General features: G+C 60.5%; 27 protein-coding genes and 1 pseudogene. 12 read left to right on the forward strand and 16 right to left on the reverse strand.

Annotation, left to right across the window (positions count from 1 at the left end; translation table 11 throughout):
- The first annotated feature begins 129 nt into the window (after positions 1-129).
- Entirely contained in the window at positions 130-2142 is a 2013-nt protein-coding gene (locus Q0V31_RS12205; RefSeq protein WP_298188047.1) for a FimV/HubP family polar landmark protein, read from the forward strand.
- A 260-nt stretch (positions 2143-2402) separates the two neighbouring features.
- Positions 2403-2684, forward strand: coding sequence for a SelT/SelW/SelH family protein (locus Q0V31_RS12210; RefSeq protein ID WP_298188048.1), 282 nt, complete (start codon positions 2403-2405; stop codon positions 2682-2684).
- Positions 2685-2706: 22 nt separating this feature from the next.
- Here the strand turns inward: Q0V31_RS12210 and Q0V31_RS12215 are convergent, their stop codons facing one another.
- The 4 genes from Q0V31_RS12215 to Q0V31_RS12230 all read right to left on the reverse strand — a co-directional run bounded on the left by Q0V31_RS12215 (position 2707) and on the right by Q0V31_RS12230 (position 6013).
- On the reverse strand, positions 2707-3558 hold the full coding sequence (locus Q0V31_RS12215; protein ID WP_298188049.1) for a DMT family transporter: 852 nt from the start codon (positions 3556-3558) through the stop codon (positions 2707-2709).
- Positions 3555-3890, reverse strand: a complete 336-nt coding sequence (locus tag Q0V31_RS12220) for a tRNA-binding protein (RefSeq protein WP_298188050.1) — start codon at positions 3888-3890, stop codon at positions 3555-3557. The genes Q0V31_RS12215 and Q0V31_RS12220 overlap by 4 nt, the downstream gene beginning before the upstream one ends.
- 170 nt (positions 3891-4060) lie before the next feature.
- Positions 4061-5449 carry an adenylate/guanylate cyclase domain-containing protein gene (locus tag Q0V31_RS12225; protein ID WP_298188051.1) on the reverse strand — a complete coding sequence of 463 codons (1389 nt, stop codon included), beginning with the start codon at positions 5447-5449 and terminating at the stop codon, positions 4061-4063.
- A 246-nt stretch (positions 5450-5695) separates the two neighbouring features.
- Positions 5696-6013 (reverse strand): Mpo1-like protein, encoded by a 318-nt coding sequence (locus Q0V31_RS12230; RefSeq protein ID WP_298188052.1) that lies wholly within the window; start codon positions 6011-6013, stop codon positions 5696-5698.
- A 142-nt stretch (positions 6014-6155) separates the two neighbouring features.
- Between Q0V31_RS12230 and Q0V31_RS12235 the strand changes: the two genes are divergently transcribed.
- Entirely contained in the window at positions 6156-7157 is a 1002-nt protein-coding gene (locus tag Q0V31_RS12235; protein ID WP_298188053.1) for an AraC family transcriptional regulator, read from the forward strand.
- 16 nt (positions 7158-7173) lie between these two features.
- Here the strand turns inward: Q0V31_RS12235 and Q0V31_RS12240 are convergent, their stop codons facing one another.
- A complete protein-coding gene (locus Q0V31_RS12240) occupies positions 7174-8628 on the reverse strand; it encodes a TrkH family potassium uptake protein (RefSeq protein WP_298188054.1) in 1455 nt (484 codons plus the stop codon).
- A gap of 82 nt (positions 8629-8710) precedes the next feature.
- On the reverse strand, positions 8711-10165 hold the full coding sequence (locus tag Q0V31_RS12245) for a TrkH family potassium uptake protein (protein WP_298188055.1): 1455 nt from the start codon (positions 10163-10165) through the stop codon (positions 8711-8713).
- Between the two features lie 152 nt (positions 10166-10317).
- On the opposite strand from Q0V31_RS12245, the gene Q0V31_RS12250 reads away from it, so the two are divergent.
- Positions 10318-10689 (forward strand): YkgJ family cysteine cluster protein, encoded by a 372-nt coding sequence (locus Q0V31_RS12250; RefSeq protein ID WP_298188056.1) that lies wholly within the window; start codon positions 10318-10320, stop codon positions 10687-10689.
- 76 nt (positions 10690-10765) lie between these two features.
- A complete protein-coding gene (locus tag Q0V31_RS12255) occupies positions 10766-11332 on the forward strand; it encodes a nitroreductase family protein (protein ID WP_298188057.1) in 567 nt (188 codons plus the stop codon).
- Here the strand turns inward: Q0V31_RS12255 and Q0V31_RS12260 are convergent.
- The 5 genes from Q0V31_RS12260 to Q0V31_RS12280 form a co-directional block, all read right to left on the reverse strand.
- On the reverse strand, positions 11298-12641 hold the full coding sequence (locus Q0V31_RS12260) for a HAMP domain-containing sensor histidine kinase (RefSeq protein WP_298188058.1): 1344 nt from the start codon (positions 12639-12641) through the stop codon (positions 11298-11300). The two genes, Q0V31_RS12255 and Q0V31_RS12260, sit on opposite strands and share 35 nt — an antisense overlap.
- A 75-nt stretch (positions 12642-12716) precedes the next feature.
- Entirely contained in the window at positions 12717-13124 is a 408-nt protein-coding gene (locus tag Q0V31_RS12265) for an LTXXQ domain protein (protein WP_298188059.1), read from the reverse strand.
- Positions 13125-13455: 331 nt separating this feature from the next.
- On the reverse strand, positions 13456-14133 hold the full coding sequence (locus Q0V31_RS12270; protein ID WP_298188060.1) for a response regulator transcription factor: 678 nt from the start codon (positions 14131-14133) through the stop codon (positions 13456-13458).
- 3 nt (positions 14134-14136) lie between these two features.
- Positions 14137-14535, reverse strand: a complete 399-nt coding sequence (locus Q0V31_RS12275) for a translation initiation factor 2 (RefSeq protein ID WP_298188061.1) — start codon at positions 14533-14535, stop codon at positions 14137-14139.
- A 48-nt stretch (positions 14536-14583) separates the two neighbouring features.
- The gene (locus tag Q0V31_RS12280) at positions 14584-14883 is read right to left on the reverse strand and encodes a YciI family protein (protein WP_298188062.1); all 300 of its coding nucleotides are present in this window, start codon (positions 14881-14883) and stop codon (positions 14584-14586) included.
- A 152-nt stretch (positions 14884-15035) separates the two neighbouring features.
- On the opposite strand from Q0V31_RS12280, the gene Q0V31_RS12285 reads away from it, so the two are divergent.
- The 6 genes and pseudogenes from Q0V31_RS12285 (at position 15036) to rluB (ending at position 20792) form a co-directional block, all read left to right on the forward strand.
- The gene (locus Q0V31_RS12285; RefSeq protein WP_298188063.1) at positions 15036-15899 is read left to right on the forward strand and encodes a PHP domain-containing protein; all 864 of its coding nucleotides are present in this window, start codon (positions 15036-15038) and stop codon (positions 15897-15899) included.
- Positions 15900-15912: 13 nt separating this feature from the next.
- Positions 15913-16542 carry an L-threonylcarbamoyladenylate synthase gene (locus Q0V31_RS12290; RefSeq protein WP_298188064.1) on the forward strand — a complete coding sequence of 210 codons (630 nt, stop codon included), beginning with the start codon at positions 15913-15915 and terminating at the stop codon, positions 16540-16542.
- A 48-nt stretch (positions 16543-16590) separates the two neighbouring features.
- Positions 16591-17805 carry a tryptophan--tRNA ligase gene (locus tag Q0V31_RS12295; RefSeq protein ID WP_298188065.1) on the forward strand — a complete coding sequence of 405 codons (1215 nt, stop codon included), beginning with the start codon at positions 16591-16593 and terminating at the stop codon, positions 17803-17805.
- Positions 17806-17954: 149 nt separating this feature from the next.
- Positions 17955-18653, forward strand: a complete 699-nt coding sequence (locus tag Q0V31_RS12300) for a ScpA family protein (RefSeq protein ID WP_298191058.1) — start codon at positions 17955-17957, stop codon at positions 18651-18653.
- Positions 18654-18655: 2 nt separating this feature from the next.
- Positions 18656-19372: pseudogene (gene scpB, locus Q0V31_RS12305) on the forward strand (SMC-Scp complex subunit ScpB); the annotation flags it as partial.
- A gap of 223 nt (positions 19373-19595) precedes the next feature.
- Positions 19596-20792 carry a 23S rRNA pseudouridine(2605) synthase RluB gene (gene rluB / locus Q0V31_RS12310; RefSeq protein WP_298188067.1) on the forward strand — a complete coding sequence of 399 codons (1197 nt, stop codon included), beginning with the start codon at positions 19596-19598 and terminating at the stop codon, positions 20790-20792.
- Positions 20793-20924: 132 nt separating this feature from the next.
- On the opposite strand, the gene Q0V31_RS12315 is transcribed toward rluB, so the two are convergent.
- The 5 genes from Q0V31_RS12315 to Q0V31_RS12335 form a co-directional block, all read right to left on the reverse strand.
- A complete protein-coding gene (locus tag Q0V31_RS12315; protein ID WP_298188068.1) occupies positions 20925-21851 on the reverse strand; it encodes a GGDEF domain-containing protein in 927 nt (308 codons plus the stop codon).
- Positions 21852-22066: 215 nt separating this feature from the next.
- Positions 22067-22807 (reverse strand): YciK family oxidoreductase, encoded by a 741-nt coding sequence (locus Q0V31_RS12320; RefSeq protein WP_298188069.1) that lies wholly within the window; start codon positions 22805-22807, stop codon positions 22067-22069.
- A 58-nt stretch (positions 22808-22865) separates the two neighbouring features.
- Complete coding sequence (mupP, locus tag Q0V31_RS12325; protein ID WP_298188070.1) at positions 22866-23537, reverse strand: N-acetylmuramic acid 6-phosphate phosphatase MupP; 672 nt, start codon at positions 23535-23537, stop codon at positions 22866-22868.
- A gap of 5 nt (positions 23538-23542) precedes the next feature.
- Positions 23543-24241, reverse strand: coding sequence for a bifunctional 2-polyprenyl-6-hydroxyphenol methylase/3-demethylubiquinol 3-O-methyltransferase UbiG (gene ubiG, locus Q0V31_RS12330; protein WP_298188071.1), 699 nt, complete (start codon positions 24239-24241; stop codon positions 23543-23545).
- A gap of 135 nt (positions 24242-24376) precedes the next feature.
- Positions 24377-25696, reverse strand: a complete 1320-nt coding sequence (locus Q0V31_RS12335) for a TRZ/ATZ family hydrolase (RefSeq protein WP_298188072.1) — start codon at positions 25694-25696, stop codon at positions 24377-24379.
- 136 nt (positions 25697-25832) lie between these two features.
- On the opposite strand from Q0V31_RS12335, the gene mtnA reads away from it, so the two are divergent.
- Entirely contained in the window at positions 25833-26909 is a 1077-nt protein-coding gene (gene mtnA, locus Q0V31_RS12340) for an S-methyl-5-thioribose-1-phosphate isomerase (protein ID WP_298188073.1), read from the forward strand.
- Positions 26910-26948: the final 39 nt, after the last annotated feature.

The following is a 26948-nucleotide window of genomic DNA, read 5'->3' on the forward strand; positions in this document are numbered from 1 at the left end:
GCCGGGTTATATGGATGTACTTCCCTAGGTTGCATTTGCCGACTCCTTTACTTTCGCAAGTGCTGGAAGCGCAGGCCCCCGAGGTGCAGTGCTAAGGGCCCAGGGGCGGATTCACCGGGAGCGTTTTTTATGGCAAAGGTTCGTCAATTATTGATCGGTCTGGCATCCAGCTCGGCCCTGTATTCAAGTCTGGCTCCAGCACTTGTACTCGGTGAGATCACCCTGCATTCGGCACTCAGTCAGCCGCTGAATGCCGAAATCGAATTACTTGATGTGGGTGACCTGGGTGACGCCGATATGCGTGTGCGCCTGGCGCCGCCAGAAGTGTTTAGTCGTTCCGGCATCGATCGTGTGTATTTCCTCAATGACCTGCGCTTCATCCCGCTGCTGCGCGGTGATAAAAGTGTGATCCGCGTGGTGTCAAATCAGGCGGTGCGTGAGCCTTACCTGAACTTTGTCGTTGAGCTGGCAAGGCCCAATGGGATTTTTTACCGCGATTACACCGTGCTACTCGACCCTCCAGGCTCTGCCGCCTATCGCAGCCTTGCCGCGCCTTCTGCGGCGCCTAGGATAGCTACGCCGTCTGCTGTGGTTACCGAGCCGGCCCGCTCAGCACCATTGCCGGCCGCGCAGCAGGGCAACACTTACCGCGTGGTCAGTGGCGACATCTTGTGGAAGATTGCAGAGCAACTGACTGTCGATACCGGGCTGAGTGCCCAGGCGCTGATGAATGACATCTTCGCGCTCAACCCCCAAGCCTTTATCAATGGTGATATCAATCGCCTGCGTGTCGGTACGCAGTTGTTATTGCCTGACAACATCGCCAGTGTGCCGCCAACACCTGTGGAGCCCGCTGATGCGGCAGGGTTTTTACAAGTAGTTGATGACTCAGAGGCAGCACCTGCGCCCCGCGTTGAACTGTCGGCTGAGGAAGCGGTACAGGAGCAGGCTCGCGTCGAGCAGGAATTGGCCAGCCAGATCGCGGAAACCTCGCAGTTGCAGCAGAGTCTGGCGCAGCTGAGTCTGCAGGTGCAGCAGATGCAGGAGCAGATGAGTGCGCGTGATCAGCAGATTGCCGCTCTGCAGGCTGAGTTGGCTACCCGTCGGGCGAGTGCCGAAGTCACTGCTGCACCGGCACCGGTGGCGGCAAGTCCAGCGGTGGCGGTTGAGTCAGGCAGAAACTGGTTGGCGGTCATCGCGGGTCTACTGGTGTTGCTCATAGCGGGTGTGGCCGGTCTGCTCTGGCGCAGCAGAAAGTCAGTCGAGGCAGAGCCTGAGCCTTTACCGGATACGCCGTTGCATCCGTCCAGCGCGGCTGAGGAGCAGAGCGAGATGCTCGTTGAGCCGGCTGCAACGCTTGCCCTCAACAAGCGCGAAGTACCACGTGCCGGGCCGGTCTGGCCGGCGGCTGCGGGCGAAGATGCCCTGCAAAGCGCTAATGTGTATATCGCCTATGGTCGCTTGAATGAGGCCGCCAGCACCTTGGGTGAGGCGTGGGAGGCCCAGCCGCAGCGCAGTGACATCGCTTTACGGTTATTGGAAGTACTGGCCTTGCTGGGTGATGCTGAGGGCTTTAGTGCTCACGAAGCGCGGCTGCTTGATTCCGGCTTTGATCCGGCAGATATCGCTGAGCTGAAAGCGCGGCATGCCGATCGACTTAATGCGCCGCGAGTCAGCAGTCTTGAAGAGCTGGTGCTGCATCTTGATGAGGTGGAAGCGCAACCGTTGGCGCAGGCTGACAATGAGGATCAGCTCAATCTGGATGAAATGTCCCTCGATGCGGACTGGGATCTGGTTAGCCCCTTCGCCCCTAAGGTGCCGAAAAGAGCTGAGAGCAGTTCTGCTCCGGATATTTCCGAGATATCAAGCGGTCGTGATGTCCGCAGTCCGTTTGCTGAAACCATGCTGGTGGAGGAAGCCTCTTCTGAGGGGTGGGAAGGTCATGAGCTGGATATAGACTTTCTGGATGAATTCAATGAACTTGCCGAAAACGACGATAATCTTTCCAAGTTGGACGTGGCGCTGAGCTATATCGAGCAGGGCAGCCTGGACAGCGCTTGCCAGATCCTCAATGAAGTGATCAGAGAGGGCGACGAAGAGCAGAAGCAGGAGGCGCGGCAGCTGCTGGAAAAAATCGCCTGATTCAAGACCTAATAAAAACGCCCGCGTGCCTCTGGTACGCGGGCGTTTTTATTAGGCAGTCTCTCGCTGGCTACTGGCGACATCTCTAACCCTGCAAGAGCGGGTGCTGGCGATTTGAACGCAATAAAGAACATCGCAGCAAGGCTGTTCCCAGCGTTCCTTCGCCCGGCTTCGCGCTTTGGTTGGACATGCCCTTTTGTTATGCCAAACCAAGGCCGGTGGGCGTTATCATCGGTGTTTAATTTGTCGTGAGCTTGCCCATGTCCAGTTGCAAAGCCGAAGTGGTCATCACCTATTGCACTCAATGCCAGTGGCTGCTGCGCGCCGCGTGGCTGGCTCAAGAGTTGCTGTCGAGCTTTAGCGATGATCTGTCCCGGGTCAGCTTGGAGCCAGCTACGGGCGGTGTGTTTCGGATTACCTGTAATGGCGTGCAGCTATGGGAGCGTAAGGCCGATGGTGGTTTCCCCGAGGCCAAGGTGCTTAAACAGCGTTTGCGTGACCAAATCGACCCCGCTCGGGATCTGGGGCATAACGACCGTTGAGCGCAGCCGGTGTGGCGCTAGATCACTTGGCCATGCGCGCTGAGAGGAAGATCGCGCTGACAATTAGCAGGCCGCCAGCGAGCATGTGCAGCGTGGGAGCCTCGTTGAACAGCAACCAGGCGAAGGCAATCCCGTAGATTGGCTCTAGGGCGAAAATCACCGCAGTGGTGCGTGCCTTGAGCACGCGCAGGCTGGCGACAAAAAGGCTATGTGCCAGGCCGGTGCAGAAGATCCCGAGCATGGCCATCCACAGCCAGTCCTGTGCCTGCACGCTGGGCAGGGTTGGCCAGGCCAGTGGGGAAAACACCAGCAGTACGGCCAGGTTTTGGTACAGCGCCGCTTGCACCGGTTCAACGCCGCGGGTGCTGGCGCGGTTGAGCAGAGACAACAAGGCAAACAGCAAACCCGACAGAACTGCCCAGAGCAGGCCGCTAGTGCCTTGGCTGCTCAGGTCGAACTCCGGTGTGACCAGCACCAGCCCCAGGCACACCAGCGCCACCATGGCGTACTCAAGTGGGCGGGTGCGTTCACGAAAAAACACGCCTTCCAACAGCACGGTAAAAGCCGGGAAGCTGGCAAAGCCAAGGGTGGCAATGGCCACGCCGGAGACCTGCACCGCCTCGAAGAAGCTCCACCAGTGCCCACCAAGTAACAGGCCGCCTAAACCCAGTAGGCTGATTTGGCGTAAGTCGAGGCGTACCAGGCGTGTGTTGCCGATCAACTGGGCGAATAGCAGCAAGGCGACCACGGCAAAGAGTGCGCGTCCGGCGGAAATCATCTGCGGGGTGGTATTCGCCAGTTTGCCGAAAATACCCGAAAGGCCGAACAACAGCGCCCCCAGATGAATAGCCCAAAGTGCGTTACGTGGGCTCATGCCAGGCGAGCGCCATTGGGCAGTGGTTTGTCGAAACTGGCCAGTACGACCTTATTGTCGGCGTCATGCACACCAGTCACCAGCACCTCGGAGCGCACGCCAGCAACTCGTTTCGCGGCAAAGTTGCACACGCAGAGCACTTGGCGGCCGATCAATTGCGCGCATTGGTAATGCGCAGTGAGCTGCGCGCTGGATTGTTTCATGCCGAGTTCACCGAGGTCGATCTGCAAGACATAGGCTGGTTTCAGGGCCTTTTCGTTGATCACGGCGGACAGCACGGTGCCGACGCGTAATTCCACCTGTTGAAAGTCTTGCCACTCGATCTGTTGCATACCGCTGCTCCCCAGGCTGATGGCGGCAGTGTAGGGCGCTGCCGGGTGGGCGTCTGTCGCAGAACTTGCGGCTCTTGTCGCGTTGGCTTCGGCTACTGCGCGCTGCAGCTAAATGGCGCGCTCAGCAGCCTGCAGGCACTGATCGGCGAGCGGTGTATGGCGGCCCGGCGTTACATAATGACTTTGTCGCGCAGCTTGTCGGCCGCTTGACCAAGGGCCTGGATGACTTTTTCTTTGTCGAAGTTCTGGATGCCGTTGGTGTCCAGGTACATGGAGAACCCCGGCAACTCATGTTCGACGTAGCTGGACGTTGCGCCCAGGTCGCGGCGGAAATCCACCACCTGATAAATCTGCACCGGACGGGTAAAGCCTTTTACGCTGATCTGGCCCTTGTCGCGGCACATGATCACGTCCTTGACCAGTGAATAGGTCTCGTGAGAAATCAGAATTTCACCCGACTCGGCGGCGCTTTCCAGGCGGCTGGCAAGGTTTACGTCGCGGCCGATGATGGTGTAATCCATGCGCGTATCGGCACCAAAGTTACCCACGGTGCAGTAGCCGGTGTTTAGCCCCATGCGGATTTCTAGCGGCTTGGTAATGCCTTGGGCACGCCACTGCTGGCGCAGCACCTTCATGTGCTTGCGCATGGCGATGGCCATGGACACGGCATTCACTGCATCTTTCTTCGCACCTTTGCTGCTCGGGTCGCCGAAGAACACCATCACGCAGTCACCGACGAACTTGTCGATGGTGCCGCCGTATTTCAGACAGATCTTCGACATTTCGTTGAGGTAGGTGTTGAGCAGGTCGGTCAAGGCTTCGGCTTCCAGCTCTTCGGCCAGTTCGGTAAAGCCTTTGATGTCGGAGAAGAACACCGTGAGCTTCTTGCGCTGGGTTTCCAGGCGCACGCTCTTTTTGCCGGTGAAGATCGACTCCCACACCTGCGGCGAGAGGTATTTGGCCAAGTTGCGTGCCAGGCGAGCGGCTTTCTCTTGCTCGCGGCTGATGTCGCTGCGTACCTGGGCCAGGCGTAAGCCCTGCTGGTGCACGAAGTAGGCGGTGATGCAGATATACAAGGTGGTAAAGGCAATGCTGACCAGCGCAACCAGGGCCGGGGAATGGAAGTTGGCTGTGACGTCAGTCAGGGCATAGGTACAGGCTGCGCTGCTAACGGCGATTAGTGAGGCCACGCCGAGGTAGCGCAGGCCGCCGATGACCAGGGCGCTGAAGTTCATGATCAGCAGCGCCATCAAGGACGGCACAATCGAAAAGCCCAGCAGTGTGAGCACCGCGCCACAGTGCAGCGCATCGACAAACAACAGGCTGAGGTTGGTGGGCTGCGGATGATGGCGCTTGAAACGCAGGCTCAGATGGTGCGCCAAATGCGGGTAGAGCAGGGCGTAGGGCACCATCCAGAGAATGTTGTAGCTGAAATGCTGGGCATAGGTGCCGGCGGCAATACTGGCGGCAATGGCGATATAGGCCAGGGTGCGGGAGTAATACTCACGCAGCGGCGGTGCTGGCAAGGTGGAAAGTCGTGGGGCGCTTTTGACATTCATCCGATGAAACAATCCCTGCTGCTCGTCTGGCGCCTCTGCTGGGCACCTGGGAGCGCACCGAGTTGGCTGCGCAAAATAGGCAGGGATCATAACCAAGCATGTCGTAACCGCCAAGCGCACCGCCCGAAAGGCTGCGCGCGTTGTGACAGCCGTTGGCCTGTTAGAGCTTAAATGCGCCGGCAAGCCGCTGTCTTGAGCATTGCCCGGTCGCTCAGCGTTTGCCAGGTCAGAGGCCGGCTCAGTGGTTTAAAAGGCAACCCGTCCGATAAGCATGTCTTTGAACATGACAAAGTCGCCCATTAGCGACCAGCGTGGGTAACGAAAGGTGGCGGGTTTGTTGTGTTCAAAAAAGAAGTGCCCGACCCAGGCAAATCCATAGCCTACAAATGGCAGCGCGATGAGCAGGTTTAGAGAACCTGTGGCAAACACATAGGCAAGAATGCTCAGGACCAGCGCTGTGCCTACAAAGTGCAGCCTTCTGCAGGTGCTGTTGCTGTGTTCCTGCAGGTAATAGGGGTAGAACTCGGCGAAGCTGCTGAAGCGGCTGTCGGTATCACTGGTCATGAGGGTCTCCTGTTATGGTTCTACTGCCGCCTGGACCGCTAATTAGCAGTCTAGGCCGGCTGACGCACTGGGCCACTGACATTCAGTGCCAGTTTAGTATCCTTGCGTTGCCCTCAAACACCGAATAAGAACAGACCACGCCATGAGTGAACGTACCACTTCATCCAGCTGGGCCGCGGGGATTGTCGCGGCCCTGGAGCTTGACGGGGTTGATTGCCGCAGTCTGTTTGCCCAACTGGGCCTCGACTATGCGGCGTTGAATGATGCCGATGCGCGCTTTGCCCAGGATGCCATGACCCGCCTCTGGCACCTGGCCGTGCAGGCCTCAGGCAACCCAGCCATTGGTTTGAATATGGCGAAAATCCAGCGGCCATCAGCGTTCAATGTGGTGGGCTACGCGGTCATGAGTAGTCGCAATCTGCAGGAAGGCTTTGCTCGCCTGGTGCGTTATCAGCGGATTATCGCCGAGGGTGCCGACCTTAGCTTCCGACCGACCGCCGACGGCTATGAGCTGGTGCTGGCGATCCACGGTGATCGTCTGCCCTCGGCTAGGCAGAGTGCCGAAGCCTCCTTGGCGCACTCGCTGGCCTTCTGCCGTTGGCTGACGGGGAAGATGGTGCGCCCGCGACTCGTCAGCCTGATGGGGGCTGCGCCGGAGAATTTGCAGCCCTATCAAGCGGTGTTCCAGTGCCCGTTGAAATTCAACGCTGCGCACTATGCGCTGCTGTTTGAACGCGTCGACCTAGATGAGCCGTTGCCGTCGGCCAATGAGGCATTGGCGCAGTTGCATGATCGTTTCGCCGGGGATTATCTGGCGCGGTTTTCCGGTTCACGGGTGACCCATCAAGTGCGCCAGGTGCTGTGCCGCCTGTTGCCGCAAGGCGAGCCCAAACGAGAAACGGTGGCGCAGGCGCTGCTGTTGTCCGAGCGTACCCTGCAGCGGCGTTTGCAGGATGAAGGCACCAGCTATCAGCACCTGCTCGATGACACGCGCCGCGAGCTGGCCGGCCAGTACCTAGGTCAGGCTAACCTGACCCTGCTGGAAATTGCCTACCTGCTGGGGTTCTCTGACCCGAGCAACTTCTTTCGGGCGTTCCGCCGCTGGTTTGATACCACCCCGGGCGAGTACCGCGCGCGCCTATAGCCGCGCGCAGTCGTTCTCAGTGCCGCCAGAAGGCTGGCAGCATCAGCACTAATACCGTGAGGATTTCCAGGCGGCCGAGCAGCATGCCGAAGGTCAGCAGCCATTTGGCCATGTCCGGCAGGCTAGAGAAGTTGCCCGCCGGGCCGATGATCGGGCCCATGCCAGGGCCGACACCGGAGACCGTACTGGCCGCACCGCTGAGCGCGGTGATCCAGTCCAGGCCGCAGAGCGTCAAGCCCAGGGCCAGCACGGCAATGGTGATGGTGAAGAAGAATGAAAAGGTCAGGATTGAACGGACAATGTCCTCATCCAGGTGATGGCGGTTGTACTGTTGCTTGATCACCGCGCGCGGGTGGATCAGTTGCAGCAGGTTAGCCCTGAGCAGCACGTAGGCCACCTGAAAACGGAAGATCTTCAGGCCGCCGGCGGTCGAGCCCGAGCAGCCGCCGATAAACCCCAGGTAGAAGAACAGCATGCCGGCAAAGCCGCCCCAGAGGGTGTAATCACCGAGGGCAAAGCCAGTGGTGGTCATGATCGAGGTGGTGTTGAACGCTACGTGGCGAATGGCTTCGAGCCAGTGCAGCTCGGTGCTCAGGTAGTACCAAGTGCCGAGCAGTAGCCAGGTGCTGAGCAAAATCGCCAGGAAGCCACGCACCTGCTGGTCCCTGATCAAGGCCTTGTAGTTGCCGCGCAGCATCGAGGCAAACAGTACGAAGGGCAAGCTGCCGAGAATCATCAGCACGATGGTGACCCAGTGCACGGCCGGTTCGGTCCATTTACCCAGCGATTGGTCTGAGGTGGAAAATCCGCCGGTGGCGATGGCGGACATGGTGTGGTTGATCGCATCGAACACGCCCATGCCGGCAGCCCAGAGTGCCAGGCAGCCGAGCAAGCTGATGCCGACGTAGGCGGCGACCATGTATTTGGCGACCATGTGCGAGCGCGGCATGATCTTTTCAGAGCGGTCCGATGACTCGGTCTGGAACAGCCGCATACCACCGATACGCAGCATCGGTAAAATCGCCACGGCCATGGCGATAAAGCCGATGCCGCCGAGCCAGTGCAGCAGTGAGCGCCAGATCAGGATTCCCGGCGACATGCTGTCCAGTCCGCTCAGGACGGTGGCCCCTGTCGCGGTGATGCCCGACATGCTTTCAAACACCGCATCGGTGATGCCCAGCTTTAGGGAAAACATAAAGGGCAGGGAAGCGAACAGGCCCACCAGCACCCAGCTGGATACCGTCAACAGGTACATGTCGCGCGGGCGCAGTTGCACATCCTTGGGTCGGCCCTGGGCGATCATCGCGATGCCCGCGACAAAGGTGATCAGGCTCGACCAGAGAAAGGCATTGAGTTCTGCAGGTCGGGCAAACAGCACCAGCGTCAGCATGGGTGCGGCCATGCCGATTGCCAGGGTTAGGAGAAAGATGCCATTGATAAACGCGATGATCCGTAAGGTCGGCCAAGCCATCTAAGCAGGTTCCATTCCATTAATAGCGGCATTCTAGAGACTGTGGCCGGGGTCGGTCACTTAATAGTCCGCGGATGCTCATTTAGTGCCGCCAGAATGCCTTAGTTACCAGCACCAGTACGGTAAGAATTTCCAAGCGCCCCAGCAGCATGCCAAGGGTTAGCAGCCATTTTGCCGCATCCGGCAGGCTGGAGAAATTGCCGGCCGGGCCAATGATCGGGCCCAAGCCGGGGCCCACGTTACACACCGCCGTGGCGGCCCCGGTCAAGGCCGTGACCCAATCGAGGCCAATCAGCGTCAGGCTCAGGGCAATCACGCCGATGGTGATGGTGAAGAAAAATGAAAAGGTGATCAGCGAGCGGACAATCTCTTCATCAAGGTTGTGGTTGTTGTACTGCTGCTTGATCACGGCGCGCGGATGAATCAGTTGTTGCAAGTTGGCCCTGAGCAGCACGTAGGCCACCTGGAAACGGAAGATTTTCAGCCCGCCGGAGGTGGACCCCGAGCAGCCACCAACAAAGGTCAGGTAGAAGAACAGCAGCACGGCGAAGCTGCCCCAGGTGGTGTAATCGCCCAGTGCGAAGCCGGTGGTGGTGACCACCGAGGTGACATTCACCGCGACAATCCGAAAGGCATCCCACCAGCTGTTGTCCGAATGCAGCCACAGCCAGGTGCCGAAAACCAGCCAGGTGATCAGCAGAAAACCGAGAAAGCCATGTACTTGATGGTCCTTGAACAGCGCTTTACGGTTGCCGCGCAGCGTGGCGACATACAGGGTAAATGGCAGGCTGCCGCAGATCATCAGCAGCACTGCCACCCAATGCACGGCCGGTTGGCTCCAGTTGGCCAGCGAGGCGTCTGAGGTCGAGTAGCCGCCGGTGGAGATCGCGGCCATCGCATGGTTGATCGCATCGAAAGGCGTCATGCCGGCCAGCCAGAAGCCGTAAAAGCCGCCCAGGGTCAGGCCAAGGTAGATAAACAGAATGTATTTGGCCGCCATGTGCGAGCGCGGCATGACCTTCTCGCCCCAGTCTGATGATTCGGTCTGGAACAGGCGCATACCACCGACCCGCAACAGCGGCAGGATGGCCACGGCCATGCCGATAAAGCCGATCCCGCCCAGCCATTGCAGCATTGAACGCCAGATCAGCAGCCCTGGTGAGGCTTTGTCGAGGCCGACCAGTATGGTTGAGCCGGTGGTGGTGATCCCAGACATGGTCTCGAAGAAGGCGTCGGTGTAGCTGATGTGTTGAATCAGCACCATCGGCAGGGCGGCAAAGATGCACACCACCAGCCAGCTGCCGGTGGTTAGCAGGTACATGTCGCGTGGCCGCAACTGGGCATCCTTGGGGCGGCCGGGGATGACCATGGCAATGCCCGCCGTGGCCGTGGCCAGGCTGGACCAGAGAAAGGCGTCGAGATCATCCGAGCGGGCATGCAGCAGCAACGTCAGCATCGGGATCAGCATGCTGGCAGCCAGGGTAATCAGAAATATGCCGAGGATAAAAGCAATGATGCGCAGTGTCGGCAATGACATGGGGGCGGCTCGGAAGCTGGGGCAAAGGGGCGCTATTCTACGCGCGCCGCAGCCACTGTACAGCGGCCGAAATGGGCGCTTTACAAGCGCTTGGCGCAGCATAGAATAGCCGTCGCATGCCGGCCATTGCTGGTTTCTGAGCCTCCCAAATCATGTCTGATAGCAATCCTTGTCTGAGCTGCGGCGCGTGCTGCGCGTATTTTCGTGTGTCTTTTTTCTGGGGTGAGTGCCAATCGGCCGGTGGTCTGATGCCGGATGATCAGGTGGTGTTGATTTCTCCACACCGTGTCGCCATGCGGGGTACGGATAGTAAACCGACGCGCTGTACTGCCCTACTGGGTGATGTAGGCCAGGGCGTGCGCTGCACGCTCTATAACGAACGCTCCAGCGCCTGCCGTGAGTTCGAGGCCTCTTGGGCCAATGGTGAGCACAACCCGCGATGTGATGCGGCGCGCAGCGCACATGGCCTTCCGCCGTTGACGCCACCGGTGTCGCCAAGCATTTCACCTGAGCGGGTGGCCTGAGCCCTGCTTATTGGATTGCCCGTCCATGCTGCACAGGCACTAGAATGGCCAATTGATTGAATTGCCGAGGTGACTGATGGACGCTCTTGATGCGTTGCTAAACCGTGTTTCCGCGCCGCGCTTGATTGCGCCGGCACCTGATGCTGCGCAGCGCGAGCTGTTGTTTCGCGCTGCTTTGCGTGCGCCAGATCATGGTCAATTGCGGCCCTGGCGTTTTCTCACGGTTGAGGGTGAGGGGCTGATCCAGCTGGGGGAATTGTTTGCCAGTGCATTACCCGCCGATGCCGACCCGGAGGCGCTGAACAAAGCCCGCGCCATGCCGCTGCGTGCACCCTTGCTGGTGTTGGTGATTGCCCGTGTGCAGGCCAGCGCGAAAGTGCCCGCGCAGGAGCAGGTGCTGGCCGCCGGTTGCGCGGCGCACAGTATTCTGTTGGCGGCGCATGCGCAGGGGGTTGGTGCGGTCTGGCGCACCGGGGACATGGCCTACAGCGCGCACGTCGCGGCTGGCTTGGGCCTGGATGCAGATGAGCAGCTGATTGCCTTCCTCTACCTGGGTACACCAGCGCGCGAATTGCGCGCGGTACCGCAGATGCAGGTGAGTGATTTCGTCAGAGCCTGGCCGGCGTCTGATTCGGCTGAGTGAGCGGCAAGCGCAGGGTGGCGATAAAGCCGCCTTGTGCATGGTTGCTCAGCTCCAGCTGCCCGCCATGCCGCTCGGCCGCACGGCGGGCGATGGCCAGCCCCAGTCCATGGCCGCTGCTGGTTTGGCCGGGAGCGCGGTAGAAGGGCTCACCAAGCCGCGCCAACTGCTCAGGGGGCACGCCCGGACCATGGTCACGTACGCTCAGGCATAGCTGCTCGGCGTTTATGCGGGCCGTCAACTCGATGGCTTGGCCGGCTGGATTGAAGCGCCGCGCATTGCGCAGCAGGTTATCCAGCGCCCGTTGCAGCATGTCCGCCCAACCGTTGAACTGCAGGCCAGGCTCCAGCTGAATGCTGAGCAGTTGCTGCGGCGCGTCGAGGCGCGCATCTTCCTGCAGTTTGTTTAGCAACTGGCTGAGGTCGATTGGCTGCGCCGCACCCGGTTCGGCGTCGAGGCGGGCGAGGGCGAGGATTTCACTGATCAGCGCTTCCAGGCGGTCGCACTCTTGGCTCAGGCGCGGCCAATACTTTTCTTGCTCAAGATCATCCGCACGTTCGGTCAGCGCCAACGCGATACGCAGCCGCGCCAGTGGTGAGCGCAGCTCGTGGGAGACGTCGCGCAGCAGTTGGCGTTGACTGCTGATCAAGCCTTGCACGCGCTCACCCATACGGTTGAAGTCAGCGGCCAGTACGCCGAGCTCATCCCGTCGCTCGGCCAGTTTGGCCAGGCTGTTCTGTTGATAAGCCGTTTGTCCCAGGTCGTGCACGGCGCCGCGCAGGCGATTCAGCGGGCGGGTGATGGAGAGGGTTAGCCACAGGCTAAACAGCGTCAGTACCAGCATGGCAATCGCCAGCGCACTGAGTGGCCAGAGCAAGCTGTCGCGATGCCAGGCGGCGACTTCGGGGTTCGGGATGCGGTAGATAAACAGGTAGGCTTCGCCGCTGTTCGGGCTGGTGTAGTCGACGCTTAAGCGGCGCCAAGGTAGGTGCTTTTGATTGCGGTGGCGAGCTTCAAAAGCTGCCGCGCGGGGCGGGAAGGTGCCTTTGATCACCGGCTGGCCACTGTTATCCAGCACCTGCACGTCAATGCGGAACCTGCGTTTGCGTTGCTCCAGCAGTGCTTGGGCCGCTTGCGGGCCTTGTGTTTCGTAGCGTTGCGTCCATGTTTCGGCGAGGTCACCCATGCCGGGGTGCTGGCTGAGCAGCCAGGCGTCCTGGTTGAGCATGCGCCCAAGCAGTATGGACAGCCCGGCAACCAGCGCGATAGCCAGCCAGAAGCTGGCAAAGATGCGCCAAAACAGTGACCGCACGGTGATTCCTTCTAATGGGGATGGCTACGCCCGTCAGGCCTAGCAGCGTGACGGGCGTATAACGCTTAGGTTGCCTTAGTTCTTCTTGGCCTGCTCGGCCTGCCAGGCTTTGAATTGCATGTGCTCGGCGCGACGTTCCTGCATTTTTTTCTGGTGCTCGTCGAAGGCTTGCTGTTGCTCAGGGTTTAACAAGGCGCGGATGGCGCTGTGTTGTTTGTCCTTGGCCGCTTTTAATTCGTCCCGCATGGCTTTCTGTTCAGCGGCTGGAAGTTTCTCCAGGTAGCGCTGGGTGATCGCATGGCGGCTTTTCATCTGCTCGCCCATGAGTTTACGGACTTCGCGGTGCTGCTGTTTGCTCAGGTCGAGTTCTTTGAACATGCGGGAGCCGTGCTCGCCGCCATGCCGTGGGCCGTCTTCGGGCATGGCCATGGCCAGGGTTGGCAGGGTCATGGCGAGCAGTACTGCGGTCAGGGTCTTGCGCATGGTGTGTCTCCTTGTCTGAAACCGGTCGATACCGGATGAGCTCAGTCTAGGGCGAGCAAGGTCAGGGGCGGTCAGGGCAAGGTAAAGCTTAGGTAAAGGGCGCGGCTGAATGGATTGACTTAGAGCCTGTGTAAAACCTTGCGAGCCGGAGTTGTACAAGGCGCTACGTTAGTAACAGCCTTCGGCTGGTCAAAACGGCGAGGAAGCGGAGTTAACGGTTGTAAATGAGCATTGCTCGTTTCACTCGCCCTTTGGATCGCGCTAAGGCGTGTTAGCCGCAAGCCGCTTGCCGAGCCGGCTTTTAACGCAGCAGGGCCGACGCGCAGTAGGTTTAAACGCTGTAGTAGTAGCCGCGACTCCGCAGAGCCAGGATGCGCTGGCGGCCATCGGCATGCGGGCCGAGTTTTTTGCGCAGGTTGCTGACGTGCATGTCCAGGCTGCGGTCATACAGGGTCAGTTTGCGGCCGAGGGCCAGTTGCGCCAGTTCTTGCTTATCCACCGGTTCGCCTGGCTGTTGCAGCAGGGCTTCGAGGATGCGGCTTTCCGAGAGTGTCAGCGTGACCTCCTGTTCGCCCAGGGTTACGCTGCCGCGGGCCTGACTGTAGTGCAAATCACCAAGGTCGAGCGGGCTGTTGGGCGTGGCCGGTAGGCTGCGCCGCAATACCGCGCGCAAGCGTGCGGTGAGCTCGCGCGGATCGCAGGGCTTGGCCAGGTAATCGTCCGCGCCCAATTCCAGACCGAGGATCCGGTCCAGCGGTTCGCCACGGGCCGAGAGCATCAGCACCGGCAGTTCCGGGTGGTCGCTGCGCAACTGCTTGAGCAGCTCCAGACCACTGCCGTCGGGCAGCATCACATCCAGCACCACCGCATCCGGGCTGTGCGTGGCGAGGGCGTTACGGGCGCTGCTGCCGTCATGGCAGGCACTGACCCGAAAGCCTTCCTGGGTCAGCCAGCTGGTCAGCAGTTCGCAGAGTTCGACATCGTCGTCGATTAACAGCAGATCATTCATGGCTCAGTTGAGCCATTCACGGCGTGAGCCACGACCACGGCGCAGTAAGGCGCCGATCAGCACGCCGAGCAAGCCAGCCCCGGCGCCTGTGGCGAACCACATCTGCTGTTCGCTGATCAGTGGATGTGGGGTGCTGGTTTGGGCTTTTTTCAGCGCCAGCTTGAGGCGTTGGTTGTCCTGGCGCAGGCGCTGCAGTTGCGCTGTTTCGCGCTCGTTGCTGGCGTGTTGCAGTTGCGCGCCGAGCGCCTCGCGCTGTTCTTCACTGAGCGCCAGGCGCTGCTCAAGGTCGTCGATTTGCGCCTGCGGCGAGGCGGCTTCTGCCAAGGGTGGTGGGCTTTCTTCGGCGTGGACGACGGCCGGCAAGCACAGAGTCAAGAGCAGCAACAGCGGGCCTGAGCGCATTGGAACTCCTATCGTTGTAATTATTGTTTGCTTAATGAAGGGTTCGGATTAAGGCAAGACCAGCTTGAAAGGTTTTACCAGCACCGAGGCATACACCCCAGCAGCGCGGTAGGGGTCGGCTTCGGCCCATTGTTGCGCGGCGCTCAGCGATTCGAACTCCGCGACGACCAGGCTGCCGGTAAACCCTGCTGGGCCTGGGTCATTGCTGTCGACCGCAGGGTGTGGGCCAGCGAGGATCAAGCGGCCTTCAGTCTTCAATTGCTCCAGGCGCGCCAGATGCGCTGGGCGTGCATTCAGGCGGTTTTCCAGGGAGTTTTCCACATCGGTGGCAATGATGGCGTAGAGCATCTTGATCCTTAATATGAGTCGTTAGCGGTGGCTGCAGCGGTTGGAGAAGAGCAGCCTGTTTAGACAAAGTCGAGGAAATAGTGGCGCAAGCCAGCAAGAATCCACATCTGCCGGCATAATAACAAACATAAATGACTCGGAAAGCGCCCCTTATGGAAGTTGATTTACATTGCCATAGCACCGCATCAGACGGCGCGCTTGCGCCGGCTGTAGTGGTGGCGCGGGCGTTTGAGCGCGGGGTGCGGATGCTGGCACTGACCGATCACGACACCCTTGATGGCCTCGATGAAGCTGGCGCGGCTGCGCAGGCGCTGGGCATGCAGTTGGTCAATGGTATCGAGCTTTCCTGTCTCTGGGGCGGTGCGACCATTCATGTGTTGGGCTATGCCTTTAACCGTGAGGAGCCGGTTTTGCTGCAGGCGATTGCCGAGTTGCATGAGGGCCGCTGGTTGCGTGCCGCTGAAATCGCCAAGCGCTTGGATGCCAAAGGCATGCCGGGTGCGCTGGAAGGGGCGCGGGCTATTCAGCAGGAGTTGGGCGATAGCGGTAATGCCCCGGCGCGCCCGCATTTCGCCGATTTTCTGGTGCGTGGCGGTTATGTGAAGGATCGTGCCGAAGCGTTCCGTAAGTGGCTGGGGTCGGGCAAGCTTGGGGACGTCAAGCAGCATTGGCCGGAGCTGGCCCAAACAGTCGATACCTTGCGCCGCGCTGGCGCCTGGGTCAGCCTGGCGCATCCGTGGCAGTACGACTTTACTCGCAGTAAGCGCCGCAAGTTGATCGCCGACTTTGTCGGTGCCGGCGGGCATTCGTTGGAGGTGGTCAACGGTATGCAACCGGCCGATCAGGTGGGCAGCCTGGCGATTCTGGCGCGAGAGTTCGGCATGTTTGTCACTGCCGGCAGTGATTTCCATGCGCCAGGCCAGTGGTCTGAGTTGGGTGTTTATCGCCCAGTTCCCGAGGATCTACCGCCCCTGTGGGCACGGTTTAAACATGTCCAGCAGCCAGCTGCAATATGATCAGGATTCGACTGTGAGCCAATTCTTCCAGATTCATCCGGAAAACCCACAAGCGCGCCTGATCAAGCAGGCGGTGGAAATTATCCGCAGCGGCGGGGTTGTCATCTATCCAACCGACTCTTCTTATGCGGTGGGTTGCCATATTGGTGACAAGACGGCGATTGAGCGCATCCGCCGCATGCGCCAATTAGACGACAAGCACAACTTCACCTTGGTATGCCGTGATCTGTCCGAGCTCAGCACCTTTGCCAAGGTGGATACCGCCGCGTTCCGTCTGCTCAAGGCCCATACCCCTGGGCCTTACACCTTTATTCTCAACGCCACCCGCGAAGTGCCGCGCATGTTGCTGCACGCCAAGCGCCGCACCATTGGCCTGCGCGTGCCCAGCCATCCCATCGCCATGGCCCTGCTGGAAGAGCTCAACGAGCCACTGATGAGCGTCAGCTTGATCATGCCGGGTGAAACATTGCCGATGAGCGACCCATACGAAATGCGGCAAATCCTTGAGCATCAAGTTGATTTGATCATTGATGGCGGTTTCGGTGGGCTGGAGGCTTCCACCGTGGTCAGCCTGCTCGAGGACGAGCCGGAAGTGTTTCGCGTAGGCTGCGGTGATCCGTCGCCTTTTACGGATGATCTTTGAGTCTGGCTCTATATAATCGAGCTCCTTTGTCATTACAGGTAACCCGTTTTGAGTCTTGCTGACGCCGAACGCCGTGTGTTCTCGGGCATGCGCCCGAGTGGTCTGTTGCACCTGGGGCATTACCAGGGGGTGCTGAAGAATTGGGTGAAGCTGCAGCACACCTATGAGTGCTTCTTCTGCATTGTTGATCTGCACGCGCTGACGACTGACTACGATGATGTCGGCCCCTTGTCTCAGCGGGTCATGGACATGGCGGTGGACTGGTTGGCTGCAGGTGTCAGCCCCAGTTCGGCGACGCTGTTTGTGCAGTCACAAGTCCCTGAGCACGCCGAATTAAACCTGCTGCTGTCGATGATCTGCCCGCTCAGCTGGCTGGAGCGGGTGCCGTCCTATAAAGAGCAGCAGGAGCAGCTGCACGGCAAGGACCTCAGCACCTTCGGTTTTCTTGGTTACCCCTTACTGCAGGCGGCCGACATTCTCTTGTACCGCGCCGGCATCGTGCCGGTGGGCAGTGATCAGCTGGCGCATATCGAGTTCGCCCGTGATGTAGCAAGGCGCTTCAACCATTTGTATGGCCGCGAGCCAGGCTTTGAAGAAAAGGCCGAAGCGGCGATTATCAAACTGGGTAAAAAGACCGCCAAGCTCTACAACAGCTTGCGCAAGGCCTACCAGGAGCAAGGTGATGGCGAGGCGCTGGAAACCGCCCGCGCCCTGCTCAAAGAGCAGCAAAGCATCACCCTGGGTGATAAAGAGCGCCTGTATGGCTACCTGGAGGGGGGCGGCAAAATTCTCCTGATAGAACCGCAAGCCCTGTTGGGTGAGTCGCCCAAGTTGCTCGGGCTTGATGGCGGCAAAATGTCCAAGTCCAACAACAACGCGATCTTCCTGCGCGACAGCGCGCCGGCGATTGAAGAAAAGATCCGCCGTATGCCCACGGATCCGGCGCGGGTGCACCGGGATGACCCGGGCAACCCGGCCAATTGTCCGGTGTGGTCGTTGCATCAAGCGTATTCCAGCAGCCAGACCTGCGAGTGGGTGCAGCAAGGCTGCCGCAGCGCCGGCATTGGCTGCCTGGAGTGCAAGGGGCCGCTGATCGAGGCTGTGCAGCTAGAACTGCAGCCTTTGCAGACGCGTGCTGGCGATTATCAGGACAGCCCTGATTTGGTCCGGCAGATTCTCGCCGATGGCGCCGAGCGCGCACGTTCCGAAGCACGTGAAACCCTTAGCGAAGTGCGTCTTGCCCTTGGCCTGAATTACCGCTGAACCTACTGTCGAGAGTGACCATGTCCAGCGCGCCGCCCGAGGAACACCCCGATAGCCAGGCCAATGCCCAGCAGGAGCTGCCATTTGCCTTGGTGTATGGCCAGGCGGTCACCGAAATGCCGCTGGACCTGTATATCCCGCCGGATGCCTTGGAAGTGTTTCTCGAAGCCTTCGAAGGCCCGCTGGATCTGCTGCTGTACCTGATTCGTAAGCAGAATATCGATGTGCTGGACATCCCGGTGGCGGAAATTACCCGCCAGTACATGGGCTATGTCGAGCTGATGCAGTCGGTACGCCTGGAGTTGGCTGCCGAGTACTTGGTGATGGCCGCCATGCTCGCCGAGATCAAGTCACGCATGCTGTTGCCGCGCTCCAGCGAGGTTGAGACCGAAGAAGACGACCCGCGTGCCGAGCTGATCCGTCGCTTGCAAGAGTACGAGCGTTACAAAGCGGCGGCGGAAGGTATCGACGGGCTCAGCCGGGTCGGTCGAGACCTCACCGTGCCGCGTCTGGATGCCCCGGAAGCGCGGGCCCGCAAGCTGTTGCCGGATGTCAGCCTGGAAGAGGTGCTGTTGTCGATGGCCGAGGTCTTGCGCCGCGCCGACATGTTTGAGAACCACCAGGTGACGCGTGAGGCCCTGTCGACCCGCGAGCGCATGAGTGAGGTGCTTGAGCGCCTCAAAGGCGGCGCTTTCGTACCCTTTGTCAGCCTGTTTAGCGCTGAAGAAGGCAAGCTCGGGGTGGTGGTGACCTTTATGGCGGTGCTGGAGTTGATCAAGGAATCCTTGGTCGAGCTGGTGCAAAACGAGGCTTTCGGGCCCATCCATGTGCGTGCGCGGGCTGAATAAGCATGAACCTTAATGAACCTCGTGAGCTGGCCAGCCTGCTTGAAGCCTTTCTGCTGGCCTCCGGCAAGCCACAGTCGCTGGAGCGTTTGTTCGAGCTCTTTGAGGAGGCCGAGCGGCCGCAACCGGCGGTCTTCAAGAAGGCCCTGGTGCACTTGGGTAAATCCTGTGAGGGCCGGGCTTTTGAGTTGATCGAAGTCGCCTCCGGCTACCGCCTGCAAGTGCGTGAGAAGTACGCGCCCTGGGTCGGCCGGTTGTGGGAAGAGCGCCCGCAGCGCTACTCGCGCGCCATGCTCGAAACGCTGGCGTTAATTGCCTATCGGCAACCGATTACTCGGGGCGAGATTGAAGATGTGCGTGGCGTGGCGGTCAACAGCCATATCGTCAAAACCCTGCTGGAGCGCGAGTGGATTCGTGTGGTCGGCTACCGCGATGTGCCGGGTAAGCCGGCGATGTTCGCCACCACCAAGGCTTTTCTCGATCACTTCAACCTGAAAAGCCTCGATGAGTTGCCGCCGTTGGCCGCCTTGCGTGAGTTGGAGCCTGAACCCGCGCTGGCGTTCGACGATGAGATGGAGGCACCGCCAAGCCTGCAGGCACGTGCTGATCTAGCATTGGCCGATGAGCCCGCAGAGCCCGCGGGCGAGGAGACCAGTTTCAGCAGCCTGCTGGCTGAACTCGACTCGATGGAGCAGGGGCTGAAAACCGATTTCGAGGACCTGCCAGAGCAGGACGATGAGCATGCAGATGCCGACGAGCCCTACGAAACCCTGAATAAAGAGTAGCGGCCTGGTCCTGGCTGACATCGGTCGGGGTAGGGCTGACGGTTGTTCGTCTGCTAGCTGGTCGCAACCCGTGCGTGAGCGCCGCGTTTCGCGTATGCTCCGCGACCCTTCGACGACTCGAGTCGTCCAATCACTAAAGAAAACACCGGGAGGTGCCCAGATGAGTGAAGAAATCGAAGAATACAGCCCCGCAGGCGAAAAACTGCAGAAAGTCATGGCTCGTATGGGTCTGGCTTCACGCCGTGAAATCGAAGCTTGGATTACCGCTGGCCGCGTCAAGGTCAACGGCGCTGTCGCCAGCCTCGGTGTACGCGTTGACCTGCACGATGCGATTGCTGTCGATGGCAAGGTGATCCGCCGCGAAGAAGCTGCCGAAAGCGTGCGTCGCGTCATCATCTACAACAAGCCTGAAGGCGAGATCTGCACCCGTGACGACCCAGAAGGCCGTCCGACTGTATTTGATCGTCTGCCCCGGCCGAAAGATGGCCGCTGGATCAATATCGGTCGCCTCGACATCAATACCACCGGTCTGCTGATGTTCACCACCGACGGTGAGTTGGCCAACCGTTTGATGCACCCGTCCTTCCAGATGGACCGCGAGTACGCGGTGCGCGTACGTGGCGAAGTCGACGAAGAGATGATCGAGCGCCTGAAGGCGGGCGTGATGCTCGAAGACGGCCCGGCCAAGTTCACCGACATCAAGGTCGCGCCGGGCGGTGTGGGCTTCAACCATTGGTACCACTGCGTGGTGATGGAAGGCCGTAACCGTGAAGTGCGTCGTCTGTGGGAATCCCAGGGCCTGGTGGTCAGCCGTCTGAAACGCGTGCGTTTTGGTCCGGTATTTATCACTTCAGACCTGACCATGGGCCGCTGGCGCGAAATGAGCCAGCGCGAAGTCGACATCCTCAGCGAAGAAGTCGGCCTCAAGCCAGTGGCTTTGCCGGATATGAAAGAGAAAGCCCGCGACAAGATCGACCGCCTGCAGCGCAAATCGGCCAAGCCGGTGGGTCGTGCAGCGCGTCCGGAGCGCACCTTGCGCCCTGCCCATGGCGGCGGTGCCGCGGCGGGTGATCAGGGTCGTGCGCGTCCTGTGCGTGATGAAGCCGCTGAGCGCGGCGAGCGGCCAGTGCGCACCCCGCGTGCGCCGCGTGACGATCAAAGCAAGGGTACCCCGGTTGCCGAGCGTCCGCGTGACGTCAACAAGAAGCGTCCGGCCAAACCGGGTGCACAGCGTCCAGGTGTTGGCTTAAGCGATCGCCCGTCGGGCAAGCCGGCCGGTGCGCCCGCCAAGCGTCGTAGCCAGCCGGCCCGCGATGGTCAGCGTCCTGGCTTCGGCCGCGGTCCTAAACCAGAGTAATTGGCTCGAGTGGATACGAAAAAGGCGACCTTTGGGTCGCCTTTTTTATGATCTGCCTTCAATGGCGGTCGCTCTGCGGTCGTCGCTGCGTGACGTTAAAAATCCCTTCCGGTGAATTATCCGGCTGTGCGTTTAACCGGCCATCGACAGGCGGTTGCGGCCATCGCGCTTGGCGACAAACAGCGCGTTGTCGGCGCGACGCATCAGGCTGTCCATTGATTCGCCCGGCAGTAGGGTGGCGCAGCCGAGGCTGACCGACAGTTCGATGGCTTGGTTCTCTATCAGGCACTGGATGCCGAGTACCGCTGTGCGCAGGCGTTCGCCGACCATCGACGCCGCTTCGCAGTTGGTGCTGGAGAGCAGCGCCATAAATTCTTCACCGCCGTAGCGGAACACCATGTCGATATTGCGCAAGCTGTCTTTCAGTGCGTTGGCAACGGCTTTGAGTGCCTGGTCGCCGACCATGTGCCCGTGGTTATCGTTAACCCGTTTGAAGTGATCAATATCGACCATCAGTATCGACAAGGGCTGCAGGGTGCGGCGGGCAATATCCACTTCGCGCTTGAGTGCCTGTTCCAGGGCGATACGGTTGCCGGTTTCAGTCAGCGGGTCGCGCAATGCACTTTGCAGGGCGGCGCGGTAGAGCAAGGCGTTGCGTAACGGAAACAGCAGGCTGGCCAGCAACGATTCCAGCTGGCCAAGCTCATCCTCACTGAAGCGCTGGTTGCGGCGGAACGTCAACTCGCCGAGGTACTCGCCTTGATGGTTCAGGCGGTAGCCGGCCGAGTGACTGGAGCGTTCACCCAAATCCAGGCGCAGGTCGCAGGACGCCAGTTGGTAGCTCAGCGCGCCAAGGGGCACCAGGCGCTGCACTTCGCTGAAGAACAGCTCGAGAATGCGTTCGACTTCTAGAGAGGTTTGCAGGCGCAGGCTTAGCTGTTGGCGCAGTTGCGCCAGGCTGACCGGTTTCAGATTTTTTTGCAGGCGGCTGGCATAGCCAAGACGCTGCAGCTTGGCAGCATCGAAATCGATGGTGTTGGACGGGTTGTGCGGTGCCATGAAGCTCTACCTCTAGCGCTGTTCGCGACGTCTAGTAGAGGTAGAGCGAATATCGTGCCAATCTATTGGTGGTATTAAAAGTGCTTATATTTCATGTGCTTGTGTATTTTTAATAGGGCGGCCGGCAAGCTTTTGCCGGTTAAGTGGCGGGGCTGATGGCAATTGGCTGCCAGTCTCAGCGCTTGCCGCCGGTTTACCGGCGGCAAGCGCTGAGGTTATTGTGCGTCAAATGCCTGGCCATTGACGCCCGTGCTGTCCGGTCCCATCAAGTACAGGTAGATCGGCATGATTGCTTCGGGCAGCGGGTTGTTCGCCGGGTCTTCGCCTGGGTAGGCCTGGGCGCGCATGTCGGTGCGAGTGGCACCTGGGTTGATGCTGTTGGCGCGTACGTTACTGATGCCATCGACCTCATCGGCCAGTACCTGCATCAGGCCTTCGGTGGCGAACTTCGACACTGCGTAAGCGCCCCAGTAAGCGCGGCCCTTGCGGCCAACGCTGCTGGAGGTGAAGGCCACCGAGGCGTCCGTCGAGAGCTTCAGCAGCGGCAGCAGGGTGCTGGTGAGCATAAACATGGCGTTGACGTTGATCTGCATGACGCGCATGAAGTTATCCCCGGAGAGCTGCTCCAGCGGGGTGCGCGGGCCGATGATTGAGGCGTTGTGCAGCAGGCCGTCGAGCTTGCCAAATTCGCTTTCAATCATCGCCGCCAATTCGTCGTATTGGTGCGGTAGGGCGGTTTCCAGGTTAAACGGGATAACCGCGGCCTGAGGGTGGCCGGCGGCTTCGATGGCGTCGTACACCTGGCTGAGGTTTTCCTCGGTTTTACCCAGCAGCAGCACTGTGGCGCCGTGGGCGGCAAAGGTCTTGGCGGCGGTTGCGCCAATGCCACGGCCGGCACCGGTCACCAGAATTACCCGGCCCTTGAGCAGGTCGGGGCGAGCGGAGTAGTCAAACATCAATAAAGCCTCATTTCTGTAGGTGCGGGCAGCGTTTGTGCGCCCCCGGCAAGCATTCTCAGCAGCCGCACAGGGCTCGGTCGAGCACGGCGCGCAATTCCAGTGGGTGGTCGACCACCACGTCGGCGCCCCAGTTGCGTGGGTTGTCCTGTGGGTGGATGTAGCCATAGGTCACGGCGGCGGTTTTGCAGCCGGCGGCGCGGCCGGCCTCGATGTCACGCTCATCGTCACCGACAAACAGGGTGGCGGCCGGTTCTATGCCCATTTTGGCGCAGGCCAGCACGATCATCTCGGGGTCAGGTTTACTGCGGCTGACGTGGTCCGGGCAGATCAGTACCGCCGAGCGGGTTGCCAGGCCAAGCTGCTGCATGATTGGCTCGGCGTAGCGCACCGGCTTATTGGTCGCCACGCCCCAGATCAGCTTGGCCTGTTCGATCTCATTGAGCAGCTCAGCCATGCCATCGAAGGGCTTGGTCAGTACTGCGCAATGCGCCTGATAGCGCTCAAGAAACTCCAGGCGCAGCGCCTCAAAGCCTTCGGCGTCGGCTGTCAGGGCGAAGGTGGCCTCGACCATCGCGCGTGCGCCGCCGGACACCTGGTCGCGGATCAGCTTGTCGGCTATCGGTGGTAAACCGCGCTCGGCGCGCATGGCCTGGCAGATGGCGATAAAGTCCGGGGCGCTGTCGAGCAGGGTACCGTCCATATCAAATAGAACTGCGCGTAAACGCATGCCTCTCACTCCTCGCGCAGGGTCTGGATCATGTAGTTAACGTCAACATCGGCTTCCAGCTTGTAGCGTTTGCTCAGCGGGTTGTAGGTCAGGCCGATGATGTCTTTGACCTGCAGGCCGGCGTCACGGCTCCAAGCGCCCAGTTCGGAGGGGCGGATGAATTTCTTGAAGTCGTGGGTGCCGCGCGGTAGCAAACGCATCAGGTACTCGGCGCCGATGATGGCGAACAAGTAGGCCTTGGGGTTGCGGTTGATGGTGGAGAAAAACACCTGGCCGCCAGGCTTGACCATGCGGTAGCAGGCGCGGATTACCGAGGCTGGGTCCGGCACGTGTTCGAGCATTTCCAGGCAGGTGACCACATCGAATTGCTCGGGCATTTCTTCAGCCAGTGCTTCGGCGGTGATCTGCCTGTACTCGACGCTGACGCCGGACTCCAGCTGATGCAGTTGGGCTACGGCCAGCGGCGCTTCGCCCATGTCGATGCCGGTGACGGTCGCGCCGCGCTGGGCCATGGATTCGCTGAGGATGCCGCCGCCGCAGCCGACATCAAGGACCTTCTTGCCGGCCAGGCCGACACGCTCGTCAATCCAATTGACGCGCAGCGGGTTGATGTCGTGCAGGGGTTTGAATTCGCTTTCGCGGTCCCACCAGCGGTGGGCAAGGGCTTCGAATTTGGCGATTTCGGCGTGGTCGACGTTGCTCATATAAATCCCTGAATCAGGCTGCGGCGAGAGTGGGAGCGCAAGGTGCTCATGGTGCCAGTTTCGCCGGGTGGAGTGGCCGCCAGTTGGTCGGCCAATGTATGTCAGTTTGTCGCAGTGCGCATTGTGCGGGTGCGCTTATTTGCCGGCGATCTTCGCCCCCCAGGCGCGGGCGTTGGCGATGATCCGCTGTTCGTCCAGGCGTGTCAGGCTGCCGCCATCGAGTAATTGCTTGCCACCGACCCACAGGTGTTCGACGCAGGCGCGTCCGCCGGCATACAACAGCTGCGAGACAGGATCGTAAACCGGTTGCTGGCCCAGGCCGGAGAGGTCGAACGCGGCAATGTCGGCGGCCTTGCCCAGCTCCAGCGAGCCGATGTGCTCATCCAGGCCGAGGGCGCGCGCGCCGTTGAGGGTGGTCATGCGCAGGGCGCGATGGGCATCCAGGGCGGTGGCCGAGCCGGCGACGGCCTTGGCCAGTAGCGCTGCAGTGCGGGTTTCGCCGAGCAGGTCCAGGTCGTTATTGCTCGCCGCGCCGTCGGTGCCGATGGCGACATTGACGCCTGCCTGCCAGAGCTTCTCCACCGGGCAGAAACCGCTGGCCAGCTTGAGGTTGGATTCCGGGCAATGGATCACGCTGGTGTTGCTTGCCACCAGCAAGGCCAGGTCTTCGTCATCAACCTGGGTCATGTGCACCGCCTGAAAGCGCGGGCCGAGCAGTTCCAGGCGTGCCAGGCGGGCCAGTGGTCGTTCGCCGCGTTGCTCCAGGCTCTGCTGCACTTCAAAAGCGCTTTCGTGTACATGCATGTGAATGCCGGCGTCCAGCTCGGCGGCCAGCATGCGGATGTTTTCCAGCTTGTCGTCGCTAACCGTGTAAGGCGCGTGGGGGCCGAAGGCGACTTTCAGGCGCGGGTGGTGCTTGAGGTCGCTGAACAGACTAAGGCCCTTGCGTAGCGCCTCGTCAGCATCGCGCGCGCCGGGGATGGGGAAGTCCAGCACGGGGATGGTGATTTGCGCGCGAATTCCGCTCTTGTGCACCAGCTGGCTGGCGACCTCCGGAAAGAAGTACATGTCCGAGAAGCAGCTGATACCGCCTTTGATCTGCTCGGCAATGGCCAGCTCGGTGCCGTCCTCAACAAACTGCTCATTGACCCATTTGGCTTCGGCCGGCCAGATGTGCTGTTCCAGCCAGGTCATCAGCGGCAAGTCATCGGCCAGGCCGCGAAACAGGGTCATGGCCGCGTGCCCGTGGGCGTTGACCAGGCCCGGGGTGAGCAGTCGGTCTGGCAGTTCAAGTACCTGCAGGGCGCTGTGTTTAAGGGCTTCGGCGCGGGGCGCAATTAGTGCGATGCGGCCGTCGCGGATGCCCAGGCCGTGGTTCAGTAGCACCACACCAGCAGGTTCGACCGGTACCAGCCAGGTGGGCAGGAGCAGGAGGTCGAGCGGGGCTTGGGGCATGAGGGCGCTTCCGGCAGTCATCAGGACCGCGAGTTTATAGGGGAACGCCCTGGGCTTGAAGCGGCTGCGGCTGATCTGACGCGCCAGGTGAGGTGCTGTGCGTATAATGGCCGGCTTTTTTCGGTGGAGGTGTGTGATGCGCGAGCAATTGCTAGCGGCAGAGAAGGTCAAGGCCATCGAGTGGCGTGACGGCGTTCTGCATCTGCTCGATCAGCGCGCGTTGCCCTTTGAGCAAACCTGGCTCAGCTACCACTCGGCCGCGGATGTCGCAGAGGCGATTCGCAACATGGTGGTGCGCGGCGCGCCGGCCATCGGCATCAGTGCGGCCTATGCGATTGTTCTGGCGCTGCGTGCGCGCTTGCAGGCCGGCGGAGACTGGCGCGCTGCGCTGGAGGCGGACTTTCAGCTATTGGCCGATTCGCGGCCGACAGCAGTCAATCTGTTCTGGGCGCTCAAGTGCATGCGTGATCGGCTTGATCGGCTGAAAAGCAGCGATGACCCGCTGGCGCTGCTTGAGGCTACCGCCATCGGCATCCATCAGGGCGATCGCGAAGCCAACCTGACCATGGCTGAGTTGGGAGTCGACTTGATTCGCCGTCATCAAGGTAATCAGCAAAACCTGCTGACCCACTGCAATGCCGGAGCGCTGGCCACGGGCGGCTTTGGCACCGCTTTGGGGGTTATTCGTGCAGCCTTCCACGATGGCTTGCTTGAGCGTGTGTATGCCGATGAAACCCGCCCCTGGTTACAGGGCTCGCGGCTGACTGCTTGGGAATTGGCGGAGGATGGTATTCCGGTGACGGTAAGCGCCGACTCGGCCGCCGCGCACCTGATGAAAACCCGCGCTATCACCTGGGTAATCGTTGGAGCGGACCGCATTGCCGCCAATGGCGATGTGGCTAACAAAATCGGAACCTATCAATTAGCGGTGAATGCCATGCACCACGGTGTGCGTTTTATGGTGGTGGCGCCCAGTTCGACTATTGATATGGCCACCGAGCATGGTGACGACATCGTGCTGGAAGAGCGCGATGCCAGCGAGTTGCTTGAGCTGGGTGGAAAGCGTATCGCCGGCGAAGTGGATGCGCTGAATCCGGTGTTCGATGTGACTCCCGCTGACCTGATTGACTTTATCGTCACCGAGAAGGGCGTGGTGGATCGTCCGGATGCCGAGAAAATGGCGCAATTGATGTGCCGCAAGCGTCTGCATTGAGTGTTGTCTATTGAACGCACGCATCCAGTCGCTGGACGG

The organism is uncultured Pseudomonas sp. (genome assembly GCF_943846705.1).
Taxonomy (GTDB): Bacteria; Pseudomonadota; Gammaproteobacteria; order Pseudomonadales; family Pseudomonadaceae; genus Aquipseudomonas.

Excerpts from the sequence above, each read along its gene's own strand:
- Q0V31_RS12205 (WP_298188047.1), top strand. The coding sequence starts at position 130 with ATGGCAAAGGTTCGTCAATTATTGATCGGTCTGGCATCCAGCTCGGCC.
- Q0V31_RS12210 (WP_298188048.1), top strand. The coding sequence starts at position 2,403 with ATGTCCAGTTGCAAAGCCGAAGTGGTCATCACCTATTGCACTCAATGC.
- Q0V31_RS12215 (WP_298188049.1), bottom strand. The coding sequence starts at position 3,558 with ATGAGCCCACGTAACGCACTTTGGGCTATTCATCTGGGGGCGCTGTTG.
- Q0V31_RS12220 (WP_298188050.1), bottom strand. The coding sequence starts at position 3,890 with ATGCAACAGATCGAGTGGCAAGACTTTCAACAGGTGGAATTACGCGTC.
- Q0V31_RS12225 (WP_298188051.1), bottom strand. The coding sequence starts at position 5,449 with ATGAATGTCAAAAGCGCCCCACGACTTTCCACCTTGCCAGCACCGCCG.
- Q0V31_RS12230 (WP_298188052.1), bottom strand. The coding sequence starts at position 6,013 with ATGACCAGTGATACCGACAGCCGCTTCAGCAGCTTCGCCGAGTTCTAC.
- Q0V31_RS12235 (WP_298188053.1), top strand. The coding sequence starts at position 6,156 with ATGAGTGAACGTACCACTTCATCCAGCTGGGCCGCGGGGATTGTCGCG.
- Q0V31_RS12240 (WP_298188054.1), bottom strand. The coding sequence starts at position 8,628 with ATGGCTTGGCCGACCTTACGGATCATCGCGTTTATCAATGGCATCTTT.
- Q0V31_RS12245 (WP_298188055.1), bottom strand. The coding sequence starts at position 10,165 with ATGTCATTGCCGACACTGCGCATCATTGCTTTTATCCTCGGCATATTT.
- Q0V31_RS12250 (WP_298188056.1), top strand. The coding sequence starts at position 10,318 with ATGTCTGATAGCAATCCTTGTCTGAGCTGCGGCGCGTGCTGCGCGTAT.
- Q0V31_RS12255 (WP_298188057.1), top strand. The coding sequence starts at position 10,766 with ATGGACGCTCTTGATGCGTTGCTAAACCGTGTTTCCGCGCCGCGCTTG.
- Q0V31_RS12265 (WP_298188059.1), bottom strand. The coding sequence starts at position 13,124 with ATGCGCAAGACCCTGACCGCAGTACTGCTCGCCATGACCCTGCCAACC.
- Q0V31_RS12270 (WP_298188060.1), bottom strand. The coding sequence starts at position 14,133 with ATGAATGATCTGCTGTTAATCGACGACGATGTCGAACTCTGCGAACTG.
- Q0V31_RS12275 (WP_298188061.1), bottom strand. The coding sequence starts at position 14,535 with ATGCGCTCAGGCCCGCTGTTGCTGCTCTTGACTCTGTGCTTGCCGGCC.
- Q0V31_RS12280 (WP_298188062.1), bottom strand. The coding sequence starts at position 14,883 with ATGCTCTACGCCATCATTGCCACCGATGTGGAAAACTCCCTGGAAAAC.
- Q0V31_RS12285 (WP_298188063.1), top strand. The coding sequence starts at position 15,036 with ATGGAAGTTGATTTACATTGCCATAGCACCGCATCAGACGGCGCGCTT.
- rluB (WP_298188067.1), top strand. The coding sequence starts at position 19,596 with ATGAGTGAAGAAATCGAAGAATACAGCCCCGCAGGCGAAAAACTGCAG.
- Q0V31_RS12315 (WP_298188068.1), bottom strand. The coding sequence starts at position 21,851 with ATGGCACCGCACAACCCGTCCAACACCATCGATTTCGATGCTGCCAAG.
- Q0V31_RS12320 (WP_298188069.1), bottom strand. The coding sequence starts at position 22,807 with ATGTTTGACTACTCCGCTCGCCCCGACCTGCTCAAGGGCCGGGTAATT.
- mupP (WP_298188070.1), bottom strand. The coding sequence starts at position 23,537 with ATGCGTTTACGCGCAGTTCTATTTGATATGGACGGTACCCTGCTCGAC.
- ubiG (WP_298188071.1), bottom strand. The coding sequence starts at position 24,241 with ATGAGCAACGTCGACCACGCCGAAATCGCCAAATTCGAAGCCCTTGCC.
- Q0V31_RS12335 (WP_298188072.1), bottom strand. The coding sequence starts at position 25,696 with ATGCCCCAAGCCCCGCTCGACCTCCTGCTCCTGCCCACCTGGCTGGTA.
- mtnA (WP_298188073.1), top strand. The coding sequence starts at position 25,833 with ATGCGCGAGCAATTGCTAGCGGCAGAGAAGGTCAAGGCCATCGAGTGG.